Source organism: Ancylomarina longa (assembly GCF_003996985.1).
Taxonomy (GTDB): Bacteria; Bacteroidota; Bacteroidia; order Bacteroidales; family Marinifilaceae; genus Ancylomarina_A; species Ancylomarina_A longa.
In genome coordinates this window covers 18,083-41,988 of the sequence record NZ_RJJX01000029.1, presented here as the reverse complement: position 1 = coordinate 41,988, position 23,906 = coordinate 18,083, and the positions used below count along the sequence as shown (strand labels likewise).

At 35.7% G+C, this 23,906-nt stretch carries 22 protein-coding genes; 8 read left to right on the top strand and 14 right to left on the bottom strand.

Annotated features, from left to right (window positions below; genetic code table 11):
• Positions 1-617 precede the first annotated feature (617 nt).
• Positions 618-2,027: a 23S rRNA (uracil(1939)-C(5))-methyltransferase RlmD gene (gene rlmD / locus DLK05_RS15040; protein WP_127344833.1), complete on the bottom strand. Its 1,410-nt coding sequence runs from the start codon at positions 2,025-2,027 to the stop codon at positions 618-620.
• Between the two features lie 1,498 nt (positions 2,028-3,525).
• Between rlmD and DLK05_RS15035 the strand changes: the two genes are divergently transcribed.
• Positions 3,526-4,641 (top strand): hypothetical protein, encoded by a 1,116-nt coding sequence (locus DLK05_RS15035; RefSeq protein ID WP_127344832.1) that lies wholly within the window; start codon positions 3,526-3,528, stop codon positions 4,639-4,641.
• 58 nt (positions 4,642-4,699) lie between these two features.
• On the opposite strand, the gene DLK05_RS15030 is transcribed toward DLK05_RS15035, so the two are convergent.
• Complete coding sequence (locus DLK05_RS15030; RefSeq protein ID WP_127344831.1) at positions 4,700-5,131, bottom strand: hypothetical protein; 432 nt, start codon at positions 5,129-5,131, stop codon at positions 4,700-4,702.
• 185 nt (positions 5,132-5,316) lie between these two features.
• Here DLK05_RS15030 and DLK05_RS15025 point away from each other — a divergent pair, with 185 nt between their 5' ends.
• From DLK05_RS15025 to rlmB, 3 genes are all read left to right on the top strand, one after another.
• Positions 5,317-6,051 carry an AAA family ATPase gene (locus tag DLK05_RS15025; protein WP_127344830.1) on the top strand — a complete coding sequence of 245 codons (735 nt, stop codon included), beginning with the start codon at positions 5,317-5,319 and terminating at the stop codon, positions 6,049-6,051.
• 59 nt (positions 6,052-6,110) lie between these two features.
• Positions 6,111-8,048, top strand: coding sequence for an ABC-F family ATP-binding cassette domain-containing protein (locus DLK05_RS15020; protein ID WP_127344829.1), 1,938 nt, complete (start codon positions 6,111-6,113; stop codon positions 8,046-8,048).
• Positions 8,049-8,264: 216 nt separating this feature from the next.
• Positions 8,265-9,008 carry a 23S rRNA (guanosine(2251)-2'-O)-methyltransferase RlmB gene (rlmB, locus tag DLK05_RS15015; RefSeq protein WP_127344828.1) on the top strand — a complete coding sequence of 248 codons (744 nt, stop codon included), beginning with the start codon at positions 8,265-8,267 and terminating at the stop codon, positions 9,006-9,008.
• Between the two features lie 42 nt (positions 9,009-9,050).
• Here rlmB and DLK05_RS15010 read toward each other — a convergent pair whose 3' ends face one another.
• From DLK05_RS15010 to DLK05_RS14990, 5 genes are all read right to left on the bottom strand, one after another.
• Positions 9,051-10,412: a 4Fe-4S dicluster domain-containing protein gene (locus DLK05_RS15010; RefSeq protein ID WP_127344827.1), complete on the bottom strand. Its 1,362-nt coding sequence runs from the start codon at positions 10,410-10,412 to the stop codon at positions 9,051-9,053.
• Positions 10,413-10,766: 354 nt separating this feature from the next.
• Complete coding sequence (locus DLK05_RS15005; RefSeq protein ID WP_127344826.1) at positions 10,767-11,852, bottom strand: 3-oxoacyl-ACP synthase III family protein; 1,086 nt, start codon at positions 11,850-11,852, stop codon at positions 10,767-10,769.
• A gap of 263 nt (positions 11,853-12,115) precedes the next feature.
• Positions 12,116-12,670, bottom strand: coding sequence for a chalcone isomerase family protein (locus DLK05_RS15000; protein WP_127344825.1), 555 nt, complete (start codon positions 12,668-12,670; stop codon positions 12,116-12,118).
• A 156-nt stretch (positions 12,671-12,826) separates the two neighbouring features.
• Positions 12,827-13,120, bottom strand: coding sequence for a PQ-loop repeat-containing protein (locus tag DLK05_RS14995; protein ID WP_127344824.1), 294 nt, complete (start codon positions 13,118-13,120; stop codon positions 12,827-12,829).
• A gap of 32 nt (positions 13,121-13,152) precedes the next feature.
• The gene (locus DLK05_RS14990; protein ID WP_127344823.1) at positions 13,153-14,397 is read right to left on the bottom strand and encodes a mechanosensitive ion channel family protein; all 1,245 of its coding nucleotides are present in this window, start codon (positions 14,395-14,397) and stop codon (positions 13,153-13,155) included.
• Between the two features lie 200 nt (positions 14,398-14,597).
• On the opposite strand from DLK05_RS14990, the gene DLK05_RS14985 reads away from it, so the two are divergent.
• On the top strand, positions 14,598-15,875 hold the full coding sequence (locus DLK05_RS14985) for a M64 family metallopeptidase (protein ID WP_127344822.1): 1,278 nt from the start codon (positions 14,598-14,600) through the stop codon (positions 15,873-15,875).
• A gap of 81 nt (positions 15,876-15,956) precedes the next feature.
• Here the strand turns inward: DLK05_RS14985 and DLK05_RS14980 are convergent, their stop codons facing one another.
• Positions 15,957-16,295, bottom strand: a complete 339-nt coding sequence (locus tag DLK05_RS14980) for a DUF6249 domain-containing protein (RefSeq protein ID WP_127344821.1) — start codon at positions 16,293-16,295, stop codon at positions 15,957-15,959.
• Positions 16,296-16,656: 361 nt separating this feature from the next.
• Here DLK05_RS14980 and DLK05_RS14975 point away from each other — a divergent pair, with 361 nt between their 5' ends.
• Positions 16,657-17,232 carry an RNA polymerase sigma factor gene (locus tag DLK05_RS14975; RefSeq protein WP_127344820.1) on the top strand — a complete coding sequence of 192 codons (576 nt, stop codon included), beginning with the start codon at positions 16,657-16,659 and terminating at the stop codon, positions 17,230-17,232.
• A 31-nt stretch (positions 17,233-17,263) separates the two neighbouring features.
• The gene (locus DLK05_RS14970; protein WP_127344819.1) at positions 17,264-17,695 is read left to right on the top strand and encodes a hypothetical protein; all 432 of its coding nucleotides are present in this window, start codon (positions 17,264-17,266) and stop codon (positions 17,693-17,695) included.
• A 120-nt stretch (positions 17,696-17,815) separates the two neighbouring features.
• On the opposite strand, the gene DLK05_RS14965 is transcribed toward DLK05_RS14970, so the two are convergent.
• The 6 genes from DLK05_RS14965 to DLK05_RS14940 form a co-directional block, all read right to left on the bottom strand.
• Positions 17,816-18,190 (bottom strand): DUF3127 domain-containing protein, encoded by a 375-nt coding sequence (locus DLK05_RS14965; RefSeq protein ID WP_127344818.1) that lies wholly within the window; start codon positions 18,188-18,190, stop codon positions 17,816-17,818.
• 21 nt (positions 18,191-18,211) lie between these two features.
• Complete coding sequence (locus DLK05_RS14960) at positions 18,212-18,646, bottom strand: peptidylprolyl isomerase (RefSeq protein ID WP_235832018.1); 435 nt, start codon at positions 18,644-18,646, stop codon at positions 18,212-18,214.
• 258 nt (positions 18,647-18,904) lie between these two features.
• Complete coding sequence (bamJ, locus tag DLK05_RS14955) at positions 18,905-19,621, bottom strand: BamJ family beta-barrel-assembly machinery protein (RefSeq protein WP_127344816.1); 717 nt, start codon at positions 19,619-19,621, stop codon at positions 18,905-18,907.
• 33 nt (positions 19,622-19,654) lie between these two features.
• Positions 19,655-20,257 carry a BamJ family beta-barrel-assembly machinery protein gene (gene bamJ, locus DLK05_RS14950; RefSeq protein WP_127344815.1) on the bottom strand — a complete coding sequence of 201 codons (603 nt, stop codon included), beginning with the start codon at positions 20,255-20,257 and terminating at the stop codon, positions 19,655-19,657.
• Between the two features lie 147 nt (positions 20,258-20,404).
• Positions 20,405-21,082, bottom strand: a complete 678-nt coding sequence (gene mnmC2 / locus DLK05_RS14945) for a tRNA (5-methylaminomethyl-2-thiouridine)(34)-methyltransferase MnmC2 (RefSeq protein WP_127344814.1) — start codon at positions 21,080-21,082, stop codon at positions 20,405-20,407.
• Positions 21,057-22,574: an MATE family efflux transporter gene (locus DLK05_RS14940; protein WP_127344813.1), complete on the bottom strand. Its 1,518-nt coding sequence runs from the start codon at positions 22,572-22,574 to the stop codon at positions 21,057-21,059. The genes mnmC2 and DLK05_RS14940 overlap by 26 nt, the downstream gene beginning before the upstream one ends.
• Positions 22,575-22,755: 181 nt before the next feature.
• Here DLK05_RS14940 and dinB point away from each other — a divergent pair, with 181 nt between their 5' ends.
• Positions 22,756-23,820 (top strand): DNA polymerase IV, encoded by a 1,065-nt coding sequence (gene dinB, locus DLK05_RS14935; RefSeq protein ID WP_127344812.1) that lies wholly within the window; start codon positions 22,756-22,758, stop codon positions 23,818-23,820.
• Positions 23,821-23,906: the final 86 nt, after the last annotated feature.

Sequence of the window (23,906 nt, the reverse complement as noted above, 5' to 3'; positions counted from 1 at the left end):
AATGCAACTTCTTTAGATTTGCGTCCACTTAAGCATAAATTCACAACCATTGTCTTGAACTCTTTATCATACTTCCTTCTAACTTTTCCTCTCATAACGTAAAGATAAGGGCTTAATTTAATGTCTAGTCAAATGTACCTATTCCAGGTTTTGTTATGAATACCAATAAGGTGAAGTTTATCTTTTTTCGAGTGATTGAAAATGCAAGCGGCTGTCCTAAATAACTATTTATAGATCCTGAAACAAGTTCAGGATGACGATAGAATAACTGTTTATAGATCCTGAAGCAATATTGTCCTATTATAATGGCGCTTCGACCAAAACCGAATATAAATAATAAACCCGTCAGGTTTTTGAAACCTGACGGGTTTTGTTATGAATACCAATAAGGTAGTGTTTATCTTTTTTCAAGTGATTGAAAATGCAAGCGGTTGTCCTAAATAAGTATTTATAGATCCTGAAACAAGTTCAGGATGACGGGAGAATAACTGTTTATAGATCCTGAAGCAATATTGTCTAACTAAATTGGCGCTTCGCCCAAATCCGAATATAAATAATAAACCCGTCAGGTTTTTGAAACCTAACGAGTTTTGTTTTGAATATCAATAAGGTGGAGTTTATCTTTTTTCCAGTAGTACAATATTCTCCACATGATGTGTGTGGGGGAACATGTCCACGGCTTGTACTTTGGTAATTTTATAGGCTTCGTCCATCAGAGCCAAATCGCGTGCTTGTGTGGCAGAGTTACAGCTCACATAAACAATACGCTTTGGTGCAGCGTGTAAAATGGTTTCTATCACATCGGCATGCATTCCTGCACGTGGCGGATCAACAATAATGATATCCGGAGCACCGTGCAACTCAATAAATTCGCGGGTAAGTACATTTTTCATGTCGCCAGCGAAGAATTTGGTGTTGGTTATTCCGTTGATCTCGGAATTTACCTTCGCGTCGGCAATGGCTTCGGGCACATATTCAATACCTATTACTTTCTTTGCTTGTTTGGCTACGAAATTGGCAATGGTTCCTGTTCCGGTATAAAGGTCGTAAACTACTTCATCACCTGTTAATGCAGCAAAGTCGCGGGTTTTGCAATATAAGTTGTAAGCTTGCTCCGAGTTGGTTTGATAGAATGATTTTGGTCCGATTTTGAATCGCAAGTCTTCCATTTGCTCAAAGATATGATCGTGTCCTTTGAAGAGTACTACTTCCTGATCGGTAATGGAATCGTTGGGTTTTTCGTTGATTACATACATTAGCGAAGTAAGATCGGGAAAAAGCTCAGACAGATGATTCAATAAGCCTTCGCGTTTTTCCACATCTTCGTGATAGAAGGTTACGATTACCATATTTTCACCTGTTGAGGCGGTGCGAATAATTAAAGTGCGCAAAAAACCTTCGTGATTTCGGATATTGAAAAAAGGAAGATCGTTGGCAAAGGCATATTCCTTAATAGCCAAACGAACCGCATTGGATGGTTCGGGTTGCAGATGACATTTGTTGATGTCGACCACCTTATCGAATAGTTTTGGTGCATGGAATCCTACAGCCGGAGTTTTATCCATATTCTCACCACTAGCAATTTCTGCTACGGTAAGGTAACGCTTGCTGGAGAAAGTGTATTCCAGTTTATTCCGATAGAATTTAGTTTTTTCGGAAGCTAAAATGGGGGCGATTTCCGGAAGTTCTACTTTTCCGATTCTTTCCAGATTATCTACCACTTCCTGTTGTTTGAATTTTAGTTGTTCTTCGTAGGGTAAGTTCTGCCATTTACAACCACCACAAACTCCAAAATGCTCGCAAAACGCATCAATTCTCAAGGAGGAATATTCGTGATAAGTTATGGGATAACCTTCCATATAGCTTTTGCGTTTTTTGGTAACCTGCACATCTACCACATCGCCAGGAATTACATTGGTTACAAACAACACTTTGTCATCTACCTTTGCAATAGCTTTTCCTTCGGCTGCTAACTTTTCTATTTTGATGTTTTCCAGAATTGGTTTTTCTTTTCTTCTTCGTCCCACAATTTCATTTTTTTAATCCGGGGACAAAGATACAATTTTCAGATTGTTGAGGTCTATGAGCATGCATTTTTAACAGGGCAATCGTAAGAATCTATTATATTTCGGTGCGCTGCACCTTATACTTCAAACAATAACAAGATTGCTATAAAGATTTAGGTACGCTGTACCTGGCATTTCTTCTCTTCAATTACAGATACAGCAACAGCGTTGCGTGATATTTATAGCCTGACATGCTAGGTGAATTGAAAGGTGCAACGCACCGAAATATTAAAAATGAAATTGCAACAAAATATGGTGCAAAAAATTGATGCGAGCCCCTGCCAATAGAGCGTGCCACGTGCTACTGAAGTTGATTTGGTAAGCCAAAGAGCTTTCTATTGGCTTGATTCTTTTGCTTACTTTTCTCATTTAAGGAGAAAAGTAAGAGCCAGTCCGGCTTGAGGACAAATAAAACCTAAGCAATGTCACCTGAATTAGAAATGATTGATAAGTTTTAATGAAATATTATTCTATTAAATTGACATTATTAAAGCTGCTGAGAAATTAACCTTTTATTTGTATACTATTCTATCCTCCAGCTAAAGCTGGGGGCAAGTAATATGCTATTTAGATTGCGAATGGCAGCATCCTTTTTCAAAATTGATATTCAATTACGCAGAATTGTATTAATTCACTCCTGCTTTAGTTTGAGGTATTGATAATAAACCAATACTGTCCTAATTAAATTGGCGCTTCGCCCAAACCCGACTTCATTTTTTGGCTTAATCCCAAAAACGGAAGCAAAAAAAATCAAGGCTACTTATTAAATACCTTTCTTATTTGTCTCAAGCTTAAGTGCGGCCGGGTTATTTTCAACTTGTTGAGGTATGTGAGCATGCATTTTTAACAGGGCAATCGTAAGAATCTATTATATTTCGGTGCGCTGCACCTTATACTTCAAACAATAACAAGATTGCTATAAAGATTTAGGTACGCTGTACCTGATATTTTTTCTCTTTAATTACAGATATAGCAACAGCGTTGCGTGATATTTATAGCCTGACATGCTAGGTGAATTGAAAGGTGCAACGCACCGAAATATTAAAGCTGTCCGATTAAAATTCAGACTGAGGTAGATAAAGATAATAATATTAGGTTTTTAAATTATATCACCACCTACGGGGCTCTCTTTATTGTTACGAATTTGGTTCTACTATACTATCGCTCCTAAGGGAGCTAAAAACAATCCCAGAGGGATGGAAGTATGGTAGATATCAATTTCTTGCAAAAGCAATAAGTACCGTAGGTACGACAGAAAATTTAGTAGAACACAATTTAACCGGACACCAGTGAAGAAATATCAATCTATTTTGAATTTTTAAGCGTTAAAATTATAGGAACAGCTTCAGCTTGCTATTTTTTTATTGTTGTTGGTTTGGTATTCATTCGGTGTAATTATCACTATTTGTCTATATTTACTGCGTATTCCAAAGCCCAATTTCATTTCTTAAAATATCGTATGAATAAACTATTTGCAATTTTTGCCATGTTTGTTTTGCTGTCGTGTGGGACAAAACAAACTAAAATACCATGTTTTGCATGGATGGGTGGTCCTGGTGAGGCCAGTGATGTTGAATTGTCCGAAACATTTACTGATTTAAAAGAAAAAGGAATAGATGGATTGCTCTACAATGGAGGACACGATCCTGCCGTTTATCAGCGGGTTGGTAAGATTGCGAAGAAGGCTGGTTTGGAATTCCACGCATGGATACCTACTATGGTTCAGGGGAAGGAAACCGGTTTATCTGCTGATTTGTATGCTGTGAATGGGAAAGGGGAATCGGCCTATGATAAGCCTGCTTATGTTGATCATTATACTTTCTTGTGTCCCAATCACGAGGAGGTATATCAATATCTGTCGGATTTGTATTCCCGCATTGCCGCCTTGCCCGAAGTGGATGGCATTCATTTGGATTATATGCGTTTTCCGGATGTTATCCTGGCTAAAGGACTATGGGATAAATACAATTTGGTGATGGATAAGGAATATCCGGCTTTTGATTATTGTTATTGCGATAAGTGTGTGGCTGATTTTAAAGCTAAAACGGGAATTGATATTAAAAAGGAAAAAGATCCTTCGCAGATTCAGGAATGGAAACAGTTTCGACAGGATTTAATTACAAAGCTGGTAAATCGTTTGGTGGAAGATGTTCATTTAGATGGCAAAGAAATTTCGGCTGCTGTATTCCCCGGGCCACATTCTCATGCGGTAAAAATGGTTCGGCAGGAATGGGATCGGTGGAATTTGGATGCTTTTTTCCCAATGAATTATAATGATTTCTATCTGGAAGGAACTGATTGGATTGGTAAAATGTGTAAGGAATCAGCAACTAGTTTAAATGGAGAAAGACCTTTCTACAGTGGTTTATTTATTTGTCCCAATCCCGATTCTAAAGCGAAGGAAGCTGATCCTGAAAATCATGGTTTATTACCAGATGAAATTGGAGCAGCCGTTCGGGAATCAATGGAGAATGGAGCAAAAGGAATTTGTCTGTTCACTCCGGATAGAATGACCAAAGCGCACTGGAAAGCTTTTGAAAAAGCAATTCACAAAAAGTATAGTCTTAAAAACTGATGTATGATGTCGGTTGATTTATTGTATAGAGAGTCTTGTAATAAGATTCTCTATTTTTTTATGCTGATTTTTTTCTGAAATTGCCCAGAATTTTATCTGCATCATCAAGACAAATTCCTGTACAAAGCCATGTTATAGCAGGTTTTATTGAACTGAAAATACGAATCTCGTGATCAGATTTTTCTGCTCCATCTTTAAATAGCATGGCTTGTACCACTTGATCGGGAGTATTTGTGAGGAATGCAATTTTTCGAATCTTTTCTTTGCGCTTTGAATTGGTAAAATATTGAATGTAATTCTGATTAGCTGCCAGATTAGTTTGTATGTCCCAATCACGAATGTCAATTAAAAGACTGTAATTGTTTATGGTGTCAACTTTTGAAGAAAATTTTTCATGTAGATCCAGAAAGCTTTCATGCCCATCTGCTTCACTAAAATACTCAATAAGGAGATCACATTTTTTTAAATAGTAAGATCTTGATTCGTTCATTTTTAACCTCTATCTCTCTTCTTTAATTCTGTCTCTTGGGTGCACTAAGGTTAAATTTTTATTGGGGTGTGCAAATGTAATTTATTTTTTAAAACTACAGCATGATCTTTTTCAGTTTTAGGATAAAGTGCTAGGTTTGCATCGGAATTTCCAAAGTTATTTTATACTGAAAAACAAATAGTAACATGAATCATCTCTTTATCCCAAACACTGGTAAGGTAGCCATAGCCGACATTGTTTTTGAAGCAACTTTAGCAGGACAAATTCATCAATTTTTAAGAGAATATGAGCATCTGGATATTTTGATGAAATATCATTTACCTGTTGTGAATAAATTGCTGCTTTTTGGAAAATCGGGTTGTGGGAAGAGTATGACCGCAAAGGCAATTGCTTGCAGTTTAGGGAAAAAATTGAAGACTATAAATCTTGGAAATATTGTCTCTTCCAAACTAGGGGAAACATCGAGAAATATTGCCTCGGCATTTAAGATGGCGGAGAATCAGGAAGCCGTTCTGTTTTTCGATGAATTCGATTCTTTGGGAAAGGAAAGGGACTACGACAATACGGACAGCAGTGAAATGAAAAGAGTAGTGAACAGCATGATTCAAATGATGGATAATCTGCCTAAAACTTCTATTATTATTGCTGCTACCAACCAGATTAATTTGATTGATGAGGCTTTGATTCGAAGATTTGAAATGAAGCTTGAGTTTCACAATCCAAGTCCGGAACATCTCGATCAGCTGTATGATCGCTTGATTTCAAAATTCCCACCTGAGTACCAACAGGTCAATCGTGTTTACGATATTTCCTTTGCCGAAGCAGAGAACATAGTAATGCAACAAGTGAAAGAAAATATTATTAGGTCAGAAATAAGGAAAAAGGAAGAAAGTCTCTCTGTGCACAGATCTGCCGTATAAGACTTTTTCCAATTTGTTTGTATTATCTTTGTCGCTTTAACGGAAAAATCAGAATAAGCATGATCTCTATAAACAATCTTACGGTTGAATTTGGTGGATTCACTCTTTTTAAGGGAGTGAGTTTTATTGTAAATACGCGCGATCGAATTGGTTTGGTTGGGAAAAATGGAGCAGGTAAATCTACTTTATTAAAGATTTTTGCAGGTTTTCAAGGTCCTACTAAGGGTAATGTTTCTGTACCGAATGATGTCAAAATAGGATATCTTCCTCAGCAAATGAACCATGTAGATGGGAAAACTGTAATGCAAGAGGCGCTTTTGGCATTTGATGAGGTATTGGAATTAGAGAAGGAGATTGCTAAAATAAATACTGAGATTGCAGAACGTACCGATTATGAATCGGAGTCTTATATGAATCTGATTCATCGCCTTACAGAGAAGAACGATAGATATCATATGATGGGCGGGGAGAATGTGGATGCCGAGGCAGAACGAACATTACTGGGACTAGGTTTTATGCGGTCTGATTTCACCCGCCAAACCAACGAGTTTAGTGGTGGATGGAGAATGAGAATCGAATTAGCAAAGATATTGCTTCGTCGCCCTGATGTATTTCTTTTGGATGAGCCTACCAACCACCTGGATATTGAATCTATTCAATGGCTGGAAGACTTTTTGAAAACCTATCCTGGTGCAGTGGTGCTGGTTTCTCACGACCGTGCTTTTTTAGATAATATTACCAATAGAACTGTAGAAATTTCTGTAGGTAAAATTTACGATTATAAGGTTTCCTATTCTCATTATGTGGAATTACACGCCGAGCGCAGGGAACAGCAGATGAAAGCATATACCAATCAGCAAAAGCTGATAAAGGATACCGAAGATTTCATTGAGCGATTTAGATACAAACCAACCAAATCGGTTCAGGTGCAATCCAGAATTAAACAATTGGAGAAATTAGATCGGATTGAGGTGGATGAGGAAGATATGTCCAAACTTAATCTGAAATTTCCTCCTGCTCCTCGTTCCGGAGATTTGGTTGTAGAAGCGAAAGTACTGGGAAAAGCATATGGCGATCATCAGGTGCTTAGCGATTTGGATTTTGTGATTGAACGAGGCGAAAAAATCGCTTTTGTTGGAAAGAATGGAGAGGGAAAATCAACTTTGGTGAAAATCCTCATGGGAGAGTTGGAACATTCTGGTTTGTGTAAGATAGGGCATAATGTAAAAATTGGATATTTTGCTCAGAATCAGGCTCAATTGCTGAATGAAAACAAAACAATTTTAGAAACCATAGATGATGTTGCTGTAGGAGATGTGAGAACTAAGATCCGTGATATTCTGGGAGCTTTCATGTTTCGTGGCGAAGAGGTGGATAAAAAAGTGAAAGTGCTTTCGGGAGGAGAACGATCCCGATTAGCAATGATTCGTTTGTTATTGGAACCAGTGAATTTGTTAGTTCTGGATGAGCCTACCAACCATTTGGATATGAAATCGAAGGATGTGCTAAAGGAAGCGCTATTGCAATTTAATGGAACTGTAATTGTTGTTTCACATGATCGTGAATTTCTGAATGGATTATCCTCGAAGGTGTATGAGTTCCGAAATCAGAAAATTAAGGAACATTTGGGTGGTATATATGATTTCCTTCAGGCTAAAAAGATGGAGTCGCTGAAGGAATTGGAAGTGAAAAAAGTGAGCCGTCAGGAGAAAGTTGCGGAGCCTGCATCAGAAAATAAACTGAATTATTTAGAGCGGAAGGAGATGAGCAAGAAGATTTCTAAGATGGAACGAAATGTTACGTCTTCCGAAGCTAAAATTGCAGATTTTGAATCTCGTATAGTAGAAATGGAAACCCTGCTGGCTAAGCCAGATCAGATGCAGGGTACTTCTCTTTTTTCAAAATATGATGAAACGAAAAAGCTACTAGAGGAGGAATTGTCCAATTGGGAAAACTTCAATGAAGAATTGGATAAATTAATTGCAGAAAAAGATTAATAAGCCTGGGAAAAAGAAGCTTTTTAAAAAAGTAAATTTGAAGTTGTTGGTGGACTGATTTTTACAACTAACTTTGTGGATTCGGTATGGACTTCTTTAGAAACCTATTTTACTTGATTTTAGAGGTGTATACTTTCTTATAGTTTGCGGTAAATTCTTCATAATTCCTGCAACTCTCAACAATGAAAATAAAATTATTATATAGCGAATAGATCAATGGCAAAACAAAGACAAGAAATGTTGTTCGGAATACGGGCAACTATGGAAGCAATAAAAAGTGGTAAGGAAATTGAAAAAGTATTAATCCGTAAAGGATTGACTGGACGTTTGTATCAGGAATTGTTTGATTTAATTCGTGAGGAAGAGGTGGATTATCAATTTGTTCCTGTTGAAAAAATCGATTCGTTAAATCAAAAAAATAACCAGGGTATAGTTGCCTTGATTGTACCAATTCCTTATCAGGAAGTTGAGGATGTCATTCCTCAGATTATGGCTGAAGGTAAGAATCCATTGATTTTGATTTTAGATCAGATTACTGATGTAAGAAATTTTGGAGCTATTGCTCGTTCTGCGGAATGTGCTGGTGTAAATGCTATCATTATTCCATTTAAGAATTCTGCTAAAATTACTCCGGATTCTATTAAGACTTCTGCTGGTGCTTTATACCAAATTCCGGTTTGTAGAGTGCAAAATTTAAAAACGATGGTTCGCGAACTTAAAAAAGAAGGAATTCGAATTGTAGCATCAACCGAAAAGGCAGAGAAAAATTATACGGAGGCCGATTTTAGCTTGGCAACGGCCATTATTATGGGATCGGAAGATACTGGTATTGAAGAAGCCTTATTGCGCCTAGCGGATGATCAGGTAAAGCTACCGATTCTGGGTGCTATAGAATCGCTAAATGTGTCGGTTGCCGCTTCACTGATGGTTTACGAGGCAGTTCGGCAACGAGGATTGTAGCACTAAAAATAGAAGAAGAGCGAACTTTGGTTCGCTCTTCTTCTATTTTTTATCTAAGATCCATTTTGGCATTTTTGCTGATTTAGGTTTTCTGCCATAAAAGAAATCATCCAATGGAACGGCTATTCTTCTGAATAGGGGGGAATGTTTGATTCCCCAACGAATGGAATTGTGCAATAGATTATCTGGATGGGAATAGGGACAAGTAGCCATACATCTTCCACAATCCGTTCCCGCTTTACACCAATAAGTGAAACAAGACTCCGAGTTTATCTGCCAGCGCTTTACTCCATTGATCTCTTTTGGGGGATTCCAGGATATTGATTTACTGGGACAAACATCTGCACACTTTTTACAGCGATTACAAAAATCCAACAGGCTATGGTTTTTATTCCATTTATGGACTGGAAATTCAAAATCAGTTGTGATGACTCCTAATCGTACTCTAGGTCCTTTTCTGGGAGTCATTAATAAGCCCATTCTTCCTATTTCTCCTAATCCTGCATCTCTTGCAACCAAAGGGCATACAACCTGGTAGTTGCCATCAATATGTGCTCGGGCTGGATATCCCAGGTTTCTCAGAAATTGTGCTATCTGAACTGCTATCCTACCAGCTTCGAGATATTGTTGTCCTGATTCCATAACAATAGAGGCTTGTGGTGCTGCTGTAACCATTTCCCGAGTCATTTCTACCGTAAATGCAATGGCATATTTATGATGATTGGTTATCTCTTTTCCGTATGTTTCGCCACGCCCTTTGTGGGAATAATAATGATAATCTGATAATTTGGTGAAACCAATCTCCATCGCTCCTAGTTTTTTTCCCCATTCCTGAAGAAAGGTTGCCATATATTTCGAGGATATATCCTGCTTCTCTGGATGAACCGTATCTTCAACGGCATTTCCTAACTGACTTATCGTATAGAAACTAGCATTTGCAGCAGCAAAGGCAAGCGTATTGTAAAAGATAGACCTTTTTGATGTGAGTCCTGCCTCCTTCCTGAATGCATCATCTAATATTTTTTTTTCGGGGTATTGTTTGTAGTAATCCTTATATCTATCACTCCCAGGTTCCAACTCATTTCTAGAGAACATGGTGTTTCGTTCATCGATTTGATGATTTGGGAAATCCTCTGTAATATTTTTAGATGTTGGAAATGGGAGGAAGAAGAGAATTGTGGTAAGCAGTAAATCCAGACTTAATATTAATGCAAGTATTTCCCAATTATAGATCCAGGAAAAAAGGTAGGGGAGAGGTAATATCACTGCGATAGCAATTGATTTGAGGGCAGCATTATTTTCCTTTTCACTCCAAAAGATCAAGCTGGCATAGAACATTAAAATGAAAAATATTGCGGAACTTAAAAGGCAAATTACTAAGGAGGTAGAATATATTAAATCCATATACTTATTGTTTTGGAGCAACAAGATAAAGTTATTTTTTTAGCTTATTTGATAGGAATACTAATTTGGAATCTTTCTCGGAAAAAGAAAAAGGGAGTGTAAAAAATTACCCGATTCAAAAAAATGAATCGGGTAACTGTTATAGTAATTTTAGGGTTAGAATGCAGTTTGAATAACAAATCTGAAATACTTCTTACTCTCCTCCATCTCCCTAATAATCTAGTCTGTATCAGATTTTGCTTTGCTAATTTAGAAAAATTATTTTTGAATTCAAGCTTTTTACAAATTTCTTTCCTTAAAATCCCATTTTTAAAGGCTATTGCCCATCTATTCCTGGGATTTAGGTATATTTAGCTACACTTTATAGACGAAAGAGTTGATATTCATTCCAGCACCAATGGATGTAAATACAACAAAATCACCCTTTTTTAATTCTTGATTTTCTACTTTCCCTTTTACAATCTGATCATAAAGAATTGGTACCGTCGCCACTGAATTATTTCCCATTTTTTGAATAATCATAGGCATAATATCTTCAGGATAACTTTTTTGATGATAAAGCCGGAATAATCTCTTTATAATAGCTTGATCCATTTTTTCGTTTGCCTGATGAATCAGTATTTTTTTAATATCCGAAATATCTAAACCGGCTTTATCAATACTTTCTTTTACTACACCAGGAACATTTGTAATAGCATATTCGTAAATTTTACGACCATACATTTTAATGAAATGGTTCGTGCTATTGCCTTCATATTCTTGGTTATCTGATTTGTCGGCTCTTAGGAAAAAGGCTTCATCTTTTGTATCTGTTCTCATCGCATGAGCAATAATTCCTGAAGGTTCTTCTCCTTCAAATCCTTCCAAAATTACTGCACCGGCTCCATCAGAATAGATCATGCTATCCCTGTCGAATGGGTCACAAACTCTGGATAGAGTTTCGGATCCTATCACCATTATACGCTTGGCATCTCCGGATTTAATATAGTAGTTTGCTTGAATCATACATTGTACCCATCCCGGACATCCAAAAAGAACATCGTAACAAATAGTATTTGGATTTTCTATTTGAAGATGATTTTTCACTTTTGCAGCTAAACAGGGCAATTGATTTGAAAGTGTTGAATTTGGTTGAACATCACCAAAGTTGTGTGCCACAATTATATAATCTAAGCTCTCCTTGTCAATCGCCGAAGATTCTATCGCATTTTTAGCAGCTTGATAAGCCAAATCTGATGATATTTGTTCATCAGTTGCATATCTTCTTTCTTCAATACCAGTAATTTCCTTGAATTTTTCAATTATTTCCTGATTTGGAGTTTCAATTTTTTGACCATTTGGCTCAAAAAAATCATGATTTAAGAAATGATCATTTTTTATTTTAACTGTTGGAATACAGCTGCCAGATCCAACAATTTTTGAAAATCTTTTGGTACTCATTATTCTTGTTTTTGTTTTACAAAATGATGTCTAGTTAATTAGACATAAATTTTATCTTTAAGAATCCAATTGCTTGTTGTTCGAAAGATTTAATGTAAAGTGTTCGTCATAACAGACGACGTATTAGGTATGTGGCTAAGGTAGGAAAAATAATGAAACGGTGAATTTATTTTCCCTAATTTAGATTCTTTGAAAGTCAGAAATAATAAAAGGGAATAATGTGATATGTACATATATTCCCTGGAGTATTTCTGTAAGCAATCTTATTTTAGCAGATTCTTTTTAAGATTTTTATCTGCTGGTTTATTACAAAGCCAGATACCAAAAAGTGCTTGTTTAAAAGGCAAACCTGCAATGCTGGTTTTTAAATCTCCATTTTTGTAAACCATCGTACCATCATTGGGGATATAAACAAATTCAAATATGTCCTTTTTATCAACACCTGTTTTAAAAACTGAGATAAAATCTTCGATTTCTGTTTTTATACTTTTAGTATTTCCTTTCGTAGCATTCTCAAACCCTTCACGAGTGGCTTTTTCCATTTTTTCAGAGGAAATTAATCTTGAAATTATTTCTAAACGAATACCCATGCTTTCATCTGAATTGATAATTTGTTCCGCCTGGTTCATGTCTTCGGTTAAATACAACCCCATTGCATACATATCCATCCAAAGTTTTACCCTAGTGCCTGAACCATGTAATTGCATCTGGTAATCTTTAATTACAATTTCATTTGGCAATTCCACATTCCCAATTTTTGTTTGAGAAAATGAATAAAAGCTTATTAATGTTAAGGCTAGTGTAAGTAATTTTTTCATTGGAAAGTTGTTTTATAAATAAGATGGAATTGCTTCTAAAGGTCAACGATGGATTTATATATTCAAGGAGCACCTACCAATATCTTCAATCCATATGTTTATTAAGATTTAGTATTTAAAATTTAAAAAAGAAATCATCTTTAGCAATTGATTTACTTATGCATATATTAATTTGGCATAGCACAAGTAAAAAGTAGCAAGGATGTTTACCATATAGTTTAACCATAAAGGGAACTGCTTTTTGCCCGATTTTAAATCTCCATGTACAATATAGATAAAAGTGAAGAAGACACCAAAAGCCCACATCAGTAAAAATGGCCAGTTAAAACTTCCCACATCGTGGGTTTCCCAAGTCTGAACTACTTGTGGAATAACACCAATGCTGAGTATGATATTTCCGAACCAACCGAGGGATTCAAAAAAGTCAAGTTTACTTAAAGCAGTTTTCATAGTATATTAGATTTAGTTTTTTTAATTTTTCATCAAAACGATTTTGTCAATTTTTGAAAATCGTCTCCGGTAGGATTTTGAAATACACTTAAATTAAATTCAGGAACAACCGCCAAAATGTGATCGAAAATATCCGACTGAATCGCCTCATAATTAATCCATTCCTGATCATTAGAAAAGACATAGATTTCTAAGGGCAATCCTTTTCCTGAGGCTTGCAGCTGGCGAACCATTAGGGTCATATTATTATGAATTTTAGAATGCGCTTTAAGATAGTATTCTATATATTTTCGAAAAGTTCCAATATTTGTTAATCTTCTTTGGTTGGTAGGAATCTCATTTTCGGGATTGGCAGAACGAATTTCTACCTTTTTTTGGGATATATATTCTTTAATCAATTTAATTTTCTCAAAATCAGATATTTCTTTTTCTGATAAAAAATGAATAGACTTTATATCAATATTGATGTGACGCTTGATTCTTCTTCCACCAGAATCCTCCATGCCTTTCCAATTATTGAAGGATTCAGAAACCAGGGCATAAGTAGGAATTGTACTAATTGTTTTATCCCAGTTTTGAACTTTTACAGTATTTAAACTGATATCTATTACTGTTCCATCAGCTTCTTTCGAAGGCATAGTAATCCAATCACCAATATTTACCATTTTGTTTGCCGATAACTGAATGGATGCAACAAATCCAAGAATGGTATCTTTAAAAACCAAAATAAGCACGGCAGCAAAAGCTCCCATACCAGCAATAATTTTAAATGGAGATTCATCGAAAAAAATGGCGATGATAGAAATAGTTCCCATCGCATAAAAAAATATTTTAACGATTTGCAGATAACCTTTAATTGGTCTGGTTTTGCTTACAGGTAAGGTATTGTAAATATCATTGCTGGCATTTAAAAAAGTATCAATGAGTAAAATGGATAAAATAATCATGTACACAAATGCTCCATTTTGTACAAAATTACTTAAGCCTTGATGATCTATCATTTCTGCACTTATATAAATGATAATTGCAGGAGCAAAATGGGAGATTTTGTTAAAAACTTTGCGTTCCAACAGGATATCATCCCAATGGGTTTTGGTTTTTCTCACCACTTTCGTGATAATAGAAATGATAACCTTCTTTGAGATTAAATCAGATAAGACTGCAATAATTAGAACAATAATGATGGCAATAATCGATTGTAAAATTACCGCCCAATAATTATTCAGTCCATAACTGATTAAAAATTCTTTTAATTGAATACCTAAGAGTTCTTTCATTCCTTCATTTCTTGATTTGGCAGTATTCTAAATTGGGATATGATATTTATCCTACTTATTGTTTTAATAATTTAGCTTATTTACTGCCGGGATTTCTGATTTAAAAATCTAAGATATCTATTCCTATGTTGAAAAGGAAAAGACAATTATTAATAATTTGTATTTTTAGACCTAAACATTTCAAAACAACTGACATGACTATGAAAACTTTATTGACAACCTTACTGATTCTACTAGCAGAATTTGGTTTTGGACAGAATCTATTCGAGAAGAATTTTGAGAATAAGACCTTGAGAATTGATTATGTGATGGGGGGAGATGCTGATACCCAAACAGTATTCCTAAAAGAAATGAAAAAGGAGCCATTTTGGGGAGGAAGTAAAAAAAATCTGATTGATCCTTTTGGATACGGGAATTTTAGATTCAAATTATTAGATGCTGAAAGTCATGAATTACTTTACTCAAAGGGTTTTAATTCTTTGTTTCAGGAATGGCAGACAACTGCCGAAGCAAAAGAATTGAAACGAGCTTTTTACCAGGTTAATGTTATGCCATTTCCTAAAAGACCTGTTTTATTCGTATTGGAATGGAGAAATAAACAAGGAAAAATGAAACAGATATTTCAGTATAGGATCGATCCGAAGAATTATTTCATTAGGAAGGAAGTACCGACACCTGTTCATTCAACGCTTGTGAGTGGGAATGGAGATCCATCTGAAAGTATTGACGTGGCTTTTATTGCTGAGGGATATACAGCCAATGAAATGGATAAATTCAAAGCAGATGTGAAGCGATTGTCTGGATATATTTTTGATGTTGCTCCTTTTGATAAATATAAGGATCGCTTTAATATTTATGCTTTAGAATCTATTTCCAAGGATTCTGGAACGGACATTCCCGGAGATAGTATCTATAAAAATACTGCGGTGAATACATCCTTTTATACTTTCGATATAAAGCGTTATCTAACAACCGTTGATATCAAAGCATTACATGATATCGCTGCCAATGTTCCTTACGATCAAATTTATGTGGTTATTAATACAGATTTGTATGGTGGTGGTGGATTTTACAATTATTATACAAGCTGTTCGGCAGATAATAAATTGAGTTACGAAGTTTCCAGTCATGAATTCGGACACGGTTTTGTTGGGCTTGCCGATGAATATTATAATTCATCTGTTGCGTATGATGGTTTCTATAATCCGGAAGTTGAACCTTGGGAGCCAAACTTGACCACTTTGGTTGATTTTGGAAAGAAATGGAAAAATTTGATGGACAAGGATACCCCGATACCTACACCCAGAACAGAAGCTTTTAAAAATAAAATTGGAGTTTATGAAGGTGGAGGATATGTGTCTAAAGGAGTTTATTCCCCTTATCAGGATTGTAAAATGAAATCGAATAAGATGAAGAAATTCTGCCCTGTTTGTGAAAATGCAGTGGAAAAAATGATTTTATATTATCTTGGAGAATAGGTATTTTTTTAGGATAGAGAAAAAGAAAATGCGCTTCTTCTGAGGCGCATTTTTACTTTTATAAATGAATAAGATCTTGGTTTACTCCAGATTCTCTCCTTGTCTTTTTGCTAGTCCGTAGAAGACCAAAAGAGCTAATCCACCGAATAGAAATATCATAGAAAAATAGGAGACTTCTTCGTTCAGACCGGTGTATGCGTCAAGAATATTTCCGATTAATATTCCAATTGCAAGTCCAATAAGCAATACTCCATATTTTAAACTTGATAGCGTACTACATTTTTTTTCTTCTACCAAAAGGCTAATGTCCAGTCCTTTTTCTATTAATGCTTTTCTTTCTCTATGTCGGTGTACCAAAAAAATGATCAAAGGAATTACACCAAATACAGAAATAATTGCAATTACACCAGTAATATCCATGTTCTTTATTTTAAAATGAAACAATAATTTAAATCTTATAAAAGCATAAATGCGAATTTATTTTGCTTTCACCTTTATGACGCCATTCGCAATAAATCGGTTACAAAAACTTTTAAGAAATTTTTAACGATCTAAATTGTTAGAATAAAAATCATTGCCATAAATTGTATCTGTCAGAAATATAAGTAATCGGCTAATCATTTTTTAGTAGAGCTGTAACCGATTCATAATTTGGTGCGTCTAAGAAGTAGAAGAATCTATTTTAGATATATTTTTAAATGGTAAGCAACATTTTTTGTTTCACTACTGTCTTTTAAAATGAGCTTTATTGATTTCTTTCAATTGAACACAAGACTCGGGTATGGCATATAGAAATGATAGTTATTATATAAGTAAAATAAGGGAAGGAGATCCTGGATCCTATTCTATTCTTGTGGATAAATATAAGAAAATGGCTTTTCATGTGGCGATGCAATTGATGGGGAATCGGGAAGATGCAGAAGAAGTTGCTCAGGATGCTTTTCTAAAAGCTTATCAGGCATTGAATTCGTACAAGGGAGATTCGAAATTTTCTACCTGGATTTATAGGATTATTTATAATACAGCAATTTCAAGATTACGGAAGAAGAAATTGAATATTACCTCGATAGATGATGATTATGCTGCTACAATCAATATAAAATCAACACAATCTACCTTGCAAAATTTAAGGAGTTTGGAACGGAAAAAGTATTTGCAGCAAGCCTTGGAACAGTTAAAGGGAGAGGATAGATTACTTCTTACATTATTTTACTTAGAGGAGAATTCGGTTGAAGAAATTATTACAATTACAGGATTAAGTCTTTCTAATGTGAAGGTTAAATTACATCGGGCACGTAGAAAGTTGTATGGGAAATTGGAGCTGATTCTTCAAGGAGAATTAAAAATGATATTATAGAGTTTGTTTGAACTGAAAATATAGAGTCACAATGAATAAGAAATTAGATTTTTATAAGGATGAATTTGTGAAAGATCTCTTTGGAGAGATTAAGCCAGAGGAACCATCAAATCAGTTCACTAATCGTGTGATGGATCGGGTTATGCAAGACTGGTTAGCGAATCCTATTGAGGTGAAAAAACCAATTTCACGAACTCAGTGGCTGATTAGTTCCGGATTAATTTTTTTGGTATGTATGATTTTATTGGCAACAGATGTCAGAACTTTAATTAGTAATATAGATCATCCCTTTTTTAATCAGCTGGATGCGGTTTTATTACAGCCTCTTCATCATATTTTAAATAAAGTATTTATCAGTTTGATAAATCTTCCGATAATAGTGTATGTGATTTTAATTGCAATTGCTTCACTTGCCGCTTTCGACCGTATCATTACCAAATTATTGCAATTCAGACATTATTGAAACACGCGCGGTTAATAGCCGAATTATTTTATACCTTTAAAATTCGCTGCTCTCCCTCTGGAGAGCAGTTTTATTGTACAAAAAAACCACTCGAGAGGAGTGGTTTTTGAAATCATATTTTTAGAAAGGTAGATCATCTTCCTCAGGAGCTGGTGGTATATCATCAGCTTTAAATTCCGGCATTTCAGGAATTGGTGATTCACCATTCTGGATTTTTTCGATTCTCCAGGCTTCCAAATTTGAAAAGTAACTTACTTTCCCATCTTTTTCCCATTTTCTTCCTTTGATGTTGAAGGAAACTTTAATTTCTTCGTAAAGAGAAACAGTTTCCAAAAGATCGCAACGATCTTGAGTTAGTTGAAATTTGATAAAATCATTCCAATCTGAATTTCTTTCATTTTCAACCTCAATAACAAATTCTCTTTTTTTAAAGCGATCGCTAATTTGTTGGGTTTCGTCTTTAACGATTACTTTTCCATTAATTTCAAAATTCATAATATTCTCTTGATTTTAGCTTTATTCTTTAATAATCACAATTTTTTCAATCTTATCACCTGCGCGGATATCATCTACAATATCAACTCCTTCTACTACTTTTCCAAAGCAAGTATGTTGGCGATCGAGATGTTGAGTGTTTTCCCTATTGTGGCAGATGAAGAATTGTGAACCACCAGTGTTTCTTCCGGCGTGAGCCATAGAAAGTACTCCTCTGTCGTGATATTGATTGTCCCCTGTAAGCTCACAATCGATAGAATATCCAGGACCACCAGCACCAGTTCCATCCGGACATCCTCCTTGAATTACGAAATTGGGAATAACACGGTGAAATGTTAATCCATCGTAAAATCCGGATTCAGATAGATTTACAAAATTTTCTACTGTTTTAGGGGCATCCTTTTCGTAGAATTCAACTTTCATTACTCCCTTTTCTGTATGAATCTCAGCGTGCATGATTATTTCTTTTATAAGTTAATGCTCGATTACTAATCTTGTCAATTTTTAAAGCAAGATTTTAAATTTACAACATTGCTAATGCAGTTGCAAAAGAATGCAAATCTAAAAAAAGATATCCGGTTAAAAAAAGGAAAAAAGAATCCCCTCTCCGAAATTTCCGGGAGGGGATTCTTATGTATTTTATCTAAACGAAATTATTTAGAATGAACCAAATTCATGCACTAAAGGACAGGAATTAGTCATTCATTTTTCGTATTATTTTTTTGTTACTTCCTGTTTTTTAACATCCTTAACGATATCCAATAATTCAACATCGAAAATTAAAGTTTCGTTAGGACCAATGCTTCCACCTGCACCACGTGGACCATATGCCAATTCAGCAGGAATAAACAATTTGTATTTTGAACCAACGCTCATTAATTGCAATGCTTCAGTCCATCCTTTAATTACACGGTTTGCAGCAAAAACAGCAGGTTGGTTTCTTTTGTAAGAAGAATCGAATTCTTTACCATCAAGAGTAGTACCACGATAATTTACTTTAACCTTGTCAGTTGCAAGAGGTTTTGCTCCAGTTCCTTCTGTAATAACTTGATATTGTAAACCGCTGGCAGTTGTTACGATTCCATCTTTTGTTTTATTTTCTGCTAAGAACTTATCACCTTTTGTTTTGTTTGCTTCGCCAATTTTTTGTTTTTGCTTACGAAGGTAATTGTTGATAATAGTATTGCCTTCACGAGGCTGAATGGTTAATGAGTCTTTTTGTATCGCAGCATTTAATGCAGCAAGAAAAACATCTTCATTTATTTCTGTTAAACCATTACGCTCCAGATTTGTTCCAAAGCTAGCACCCAAGCTATAACTAACAGAATCCATGGTAGTGTTTAAAGAAACGTCTTTACTTCCTTGTTGAGAACAGGAAACAAGTGTCATTGCGCCTAATCCTAAAGCAATAAATAATACTTTTAGTTTCATCTTATTTTGTTATTATGATTATTAATTATGTAATTATACAATTTCAAGTAATTCAACTTCGAAAATCAATGCAGTGTGTGGGCCAATTAGATTTCCTGCGCCTTGTGCACCATAAGCCAAATCAGAAGGAACGTACAATTTCCATTTTGCACCAACTGTCATAAGCTGTAGTGCTTCAATCCATCCTTTTATCACACCGTTTACCGGGAATACAGCTGGCTCACCTCTGTTTACCGAGCTATCGAAAACAGTCCCGTCAATTAAGGTTCCGTGATAATGACATTTTACACTATCTGTTCCCTTTGGAGATTCACCATTACCTTCTGCAACAACTTCGTATTGAAGACCGCTGGCTAAACTAACTACATTTTCTTTCTTTGCATTCTCTTCCATGAATTTTTTTCCTGTTTCAATGGCTTTTCCTGCTTGTTCTTCCTGAACTTTTGTGAAATATTCCTGTAGAATTTTGTTGGCTTCCTCAGGCGAAAGTTCCGGCATTTTACCATTAAAGGCAGCATCAAGGGCTTCCGTAAATGGCTCAACATTAATTGTTTTTACTCCGGATGTAATTAGATTACTTGCAATACTCAATCCCAGGCAATAGCTTACCTTATCTTGTTCTTCTGTGTACTTCATTAAGTTTGAAATATATTATGAATTTATTATTTAGATTTATGATCAGTTTTGTCATAAAGACCGACTAATGTAAGGCTTTTCTGATAGAAAATCTATAATCCCTATAAAATTAACTTTTTTTAGCAATTGTCCGGACTTATAGATTCTTTACTCCTTACTTATTCTTGTTGCTCTTAACATCTGATGCTTGCCGGGTGGGCCAGGTAATCTTTTTACCTCAAAGCCAGCTGCCCGCAAGGCTTGCTTCACAATACCTTTAGTAGAATAAGTCGTCAATATGGCATTCGATTTTGTGGATTGATATAGTTTATCAAACACATCCTTCGTCCATAGTTTTGGTTGAATATCCGGTGCGAAAGCATCAAAATAGAGGAGATCGTAGTGATCGGTGAAGGCATACTCAAGCAGATCTCCCTTTATCTTCTTCAGGTAAAAATTGCTTGAAATCTCAACTGTTTTATCCCAATCTGCTTTATGAATAGCAGCAAAATATTTCTCGTATTCCTGGTTCGCTTGAGCAGCATAATTTAGTTTTTCCACCTCTTTCTGCTCCAATGGATACAACTCTATAGAGTGGTAATTAACTTTGCGTTTTTGTTTCATTGCTTCAATCAGCGTAAGAAAACAATTAAGTCCGGTACCAAAACCAATCTCCAAAATATGAATAGGATCTTTGTCGCTATAATTAAAACCGGCATTAATATAAACATGTATGGCTTCCTGTATGGCACCGTGAGTGGAATGATAGTGTTCTCCTAATTCGGGCATATAAAATGTGTGAGATCCGTCTTCGGTAGTTTTAAGCTCTCTTTTTAATTTCTTCATTTTCCAATGGATTGATAATTATAGGAGATTGACGCAATCTGCTTGGGATTAAGCGAATCCAAAATCTTTGAAATGGTAATGGATATTCATTCTCGGGATGTTGATACAATAAGACTAAAAACCAAATAAACAGGAGGCTTCCTTTCAGAATACTGGATAGCGTAATTCCCCACCAAACTCCTGTTACCGAAACAGAATCAGCTTTAATCCATTCCTGAAAGGCTGGCAAATAATCGATTAAAGTATAGCTGAAAAGAAAAGCAAAAGGAATGCGTAGAATATTTCCTGTTATTCCTACAATGGCTGGGGGAATAGCTCTTCCAATTCCATTGAATGCTCCAGTAGTTGTTATTTCAATACTCATAAATATTTGCGAGAAGCTAAGAATGATTAGATAAACAATCCCGAAGTGTACAACCTCGGTTTCATTGTTTGCCAGGAACAATCCAAAAATTTGTTTGCCTGCAAAAAAGAATAGTAATGTACTAATAAGGCCTATAAAACCTGCAATACCCAGGGTAATAAAAAAGCCTCTCTGAATTCGACCCCATTGTTTGGCTCCGAAATTCTGACCGGTAAATGTACCTAGTGCTGTAGAAAAGCCAGAAGCAGTCATCCAGGAAAGTGCTTCTATTTGTGCACCTATGGATTGAACCGAGAAGGGGATTTCATTTCCTTTTGCAATATCATTCATTACTCTCGCCAACACCATCGCAAAAAATGCGAAACATACGGATTGAAGTGCAACCGGACCTCCAACTTTTAGGATGGGTGTAAAAAATTGTTTCTGTATTTTCCCTAAATAATTTTTGACTTTTAAAGGGTTTTGTCGGAAATGTAAATAATAAACGAAGATGAGAAAAACTGTGAGTTGCGAGCTAACGGTAGCTATGGCTGCCCCATTTGCACCCATGCCAGGAATTCCTGCCCATCCAAAGATGAGAATAGGATCCAGTATCATATTCATCACCAATCCGATGGCATTAACTAGAAATGGAATTCTGGTATTCCCAACTCCATTATAAATACCGGCCATGGTGATATTGCAAAAAGCAAATGGCATTCCAATGGCAACAATCCTTAAATAATTAATCGCCGTAGCATTCACCGAAGCAGTTTGAATATTAAAAGCACCAATGATAGGTTGTGCAAAGATCCAGATTCCCAAAGCAAACAAGCATGCGATGATTACGGAGATACTAAAAGCATTTTTTGCAAATGCCTGTGCATCTTTCAGATTCTTTCTTCCAATGGATTGAGATATACCTACCTCAGCCCCTATTTTAGGAATAAACATTAATGAAGAGCCAAACCACACCAAGTACAAAGCCATTCCAACAGCACTAACTGTGGAACTCCCGACATGACCTAGCCATGCCATATCTGTCATGTTATAGGCCATTTGTACAAACGAAGTAGCTATAATTGGGATAGCCAACTTTATTATTTGGGAGAAAATATTCCCCGAGGTTAAATCTTTGATCTGATTCACTAGCTTAATTACTATCTGTGTTAATAAATGGCAGGTTTCCTACTTTCTTAAGATGTTCTGTTTTATTAATTTGTTAGAATCATAAGACCTTTTAGTGGAAACAAGCGTGTAAAATTACGAAAAATCGGGACGATAAATTTTTGAAACCGCGTGTAATATTTAAATATTTGCCACATAGAATATGGAGGAGATTCGCAAGATAATACACATAGATATGGATGCATTTTTTGCATCTGTAGAGCAAAATGATAATCCGGAATTACGCAATAAGCCTGTGGCTGTTGGTGGAGGTGGTGATAGAGGTGTGGTTGCTGCTGCCAGTTATGAGGCAAGGAAATTTGGGGTTCGATCGGCTATGCCATCCAAAATCGCAAAAAAAAGATGTCCTTCATTGATTTTTGTTCGGGGCAGACATGAGCGTTATAAGGAGGTTTCCAATCAGATCATGAGTGTATTCTTTGAATTTACCGATCTGGTAGAACCCTTATCCATTGATGAAGCTTTTTTGGATGTAACGCACAATAAAAAGAATCTGCCTTCTGCGACCTTGATAGCTCGTGAAATTAAAGCCAGAATTAAGGAGGTAACCGGATTAACAGCTTCGGCAGGAATATCAGTAAATAAATTTCTGGCTAAGATTGCCTCTGATTATAGAAAACCGGATGGATTATTTGTAATCACTCCGGAGGAGGTAAACGACTTTATTGAAAATCTGAATATTGATAAATTTTTTGGAGTAGGGAAGGTTACAGCAGATAAAATGCACCGTTTGGGAATTTTTAAAGGTCGTGATCTTAAAACTCGTAGTCTGCCGGAATTGATTCGTTTGTTTGGAAAAGCCGGAGCTTACTATTTTCAAATTGTACGGGGAATAGACAATCGACCGGTGAATCCCAATCGGATAAGAAAATCAGTAGGAACAGAACATACCTTTTTAAAAGATCTGGCGGAGAAGTCCGAAATTATAAAAGATATGGAGCATACAGCCAAGGATCTGTTGAAACGCATCGAGCGAAGCGGATTTCGGGGGCGAACCTTGACTTTAAAAGTGAAATACAGCAATTTCGAACAAGTTACACGCAGCAAAACCATTGTGCAGGAAATCGACCATTATGATCTGATCATGAACATGGCATTAGATTTATTGAATCAGATTGATTTAAAAATAAGTATTCGCTTGATAGGCTTGTCTGTATCCAATCATATTGATGATTCTGAACCATTACAGCTTACATTCGATTTTTAAATTTGGCTATTATCCCTGTCAGAATTAATGTTCCCTATTAATTTATTAAAATTCAAATCACCTATCGTAGATCTTCCGTCGGATTT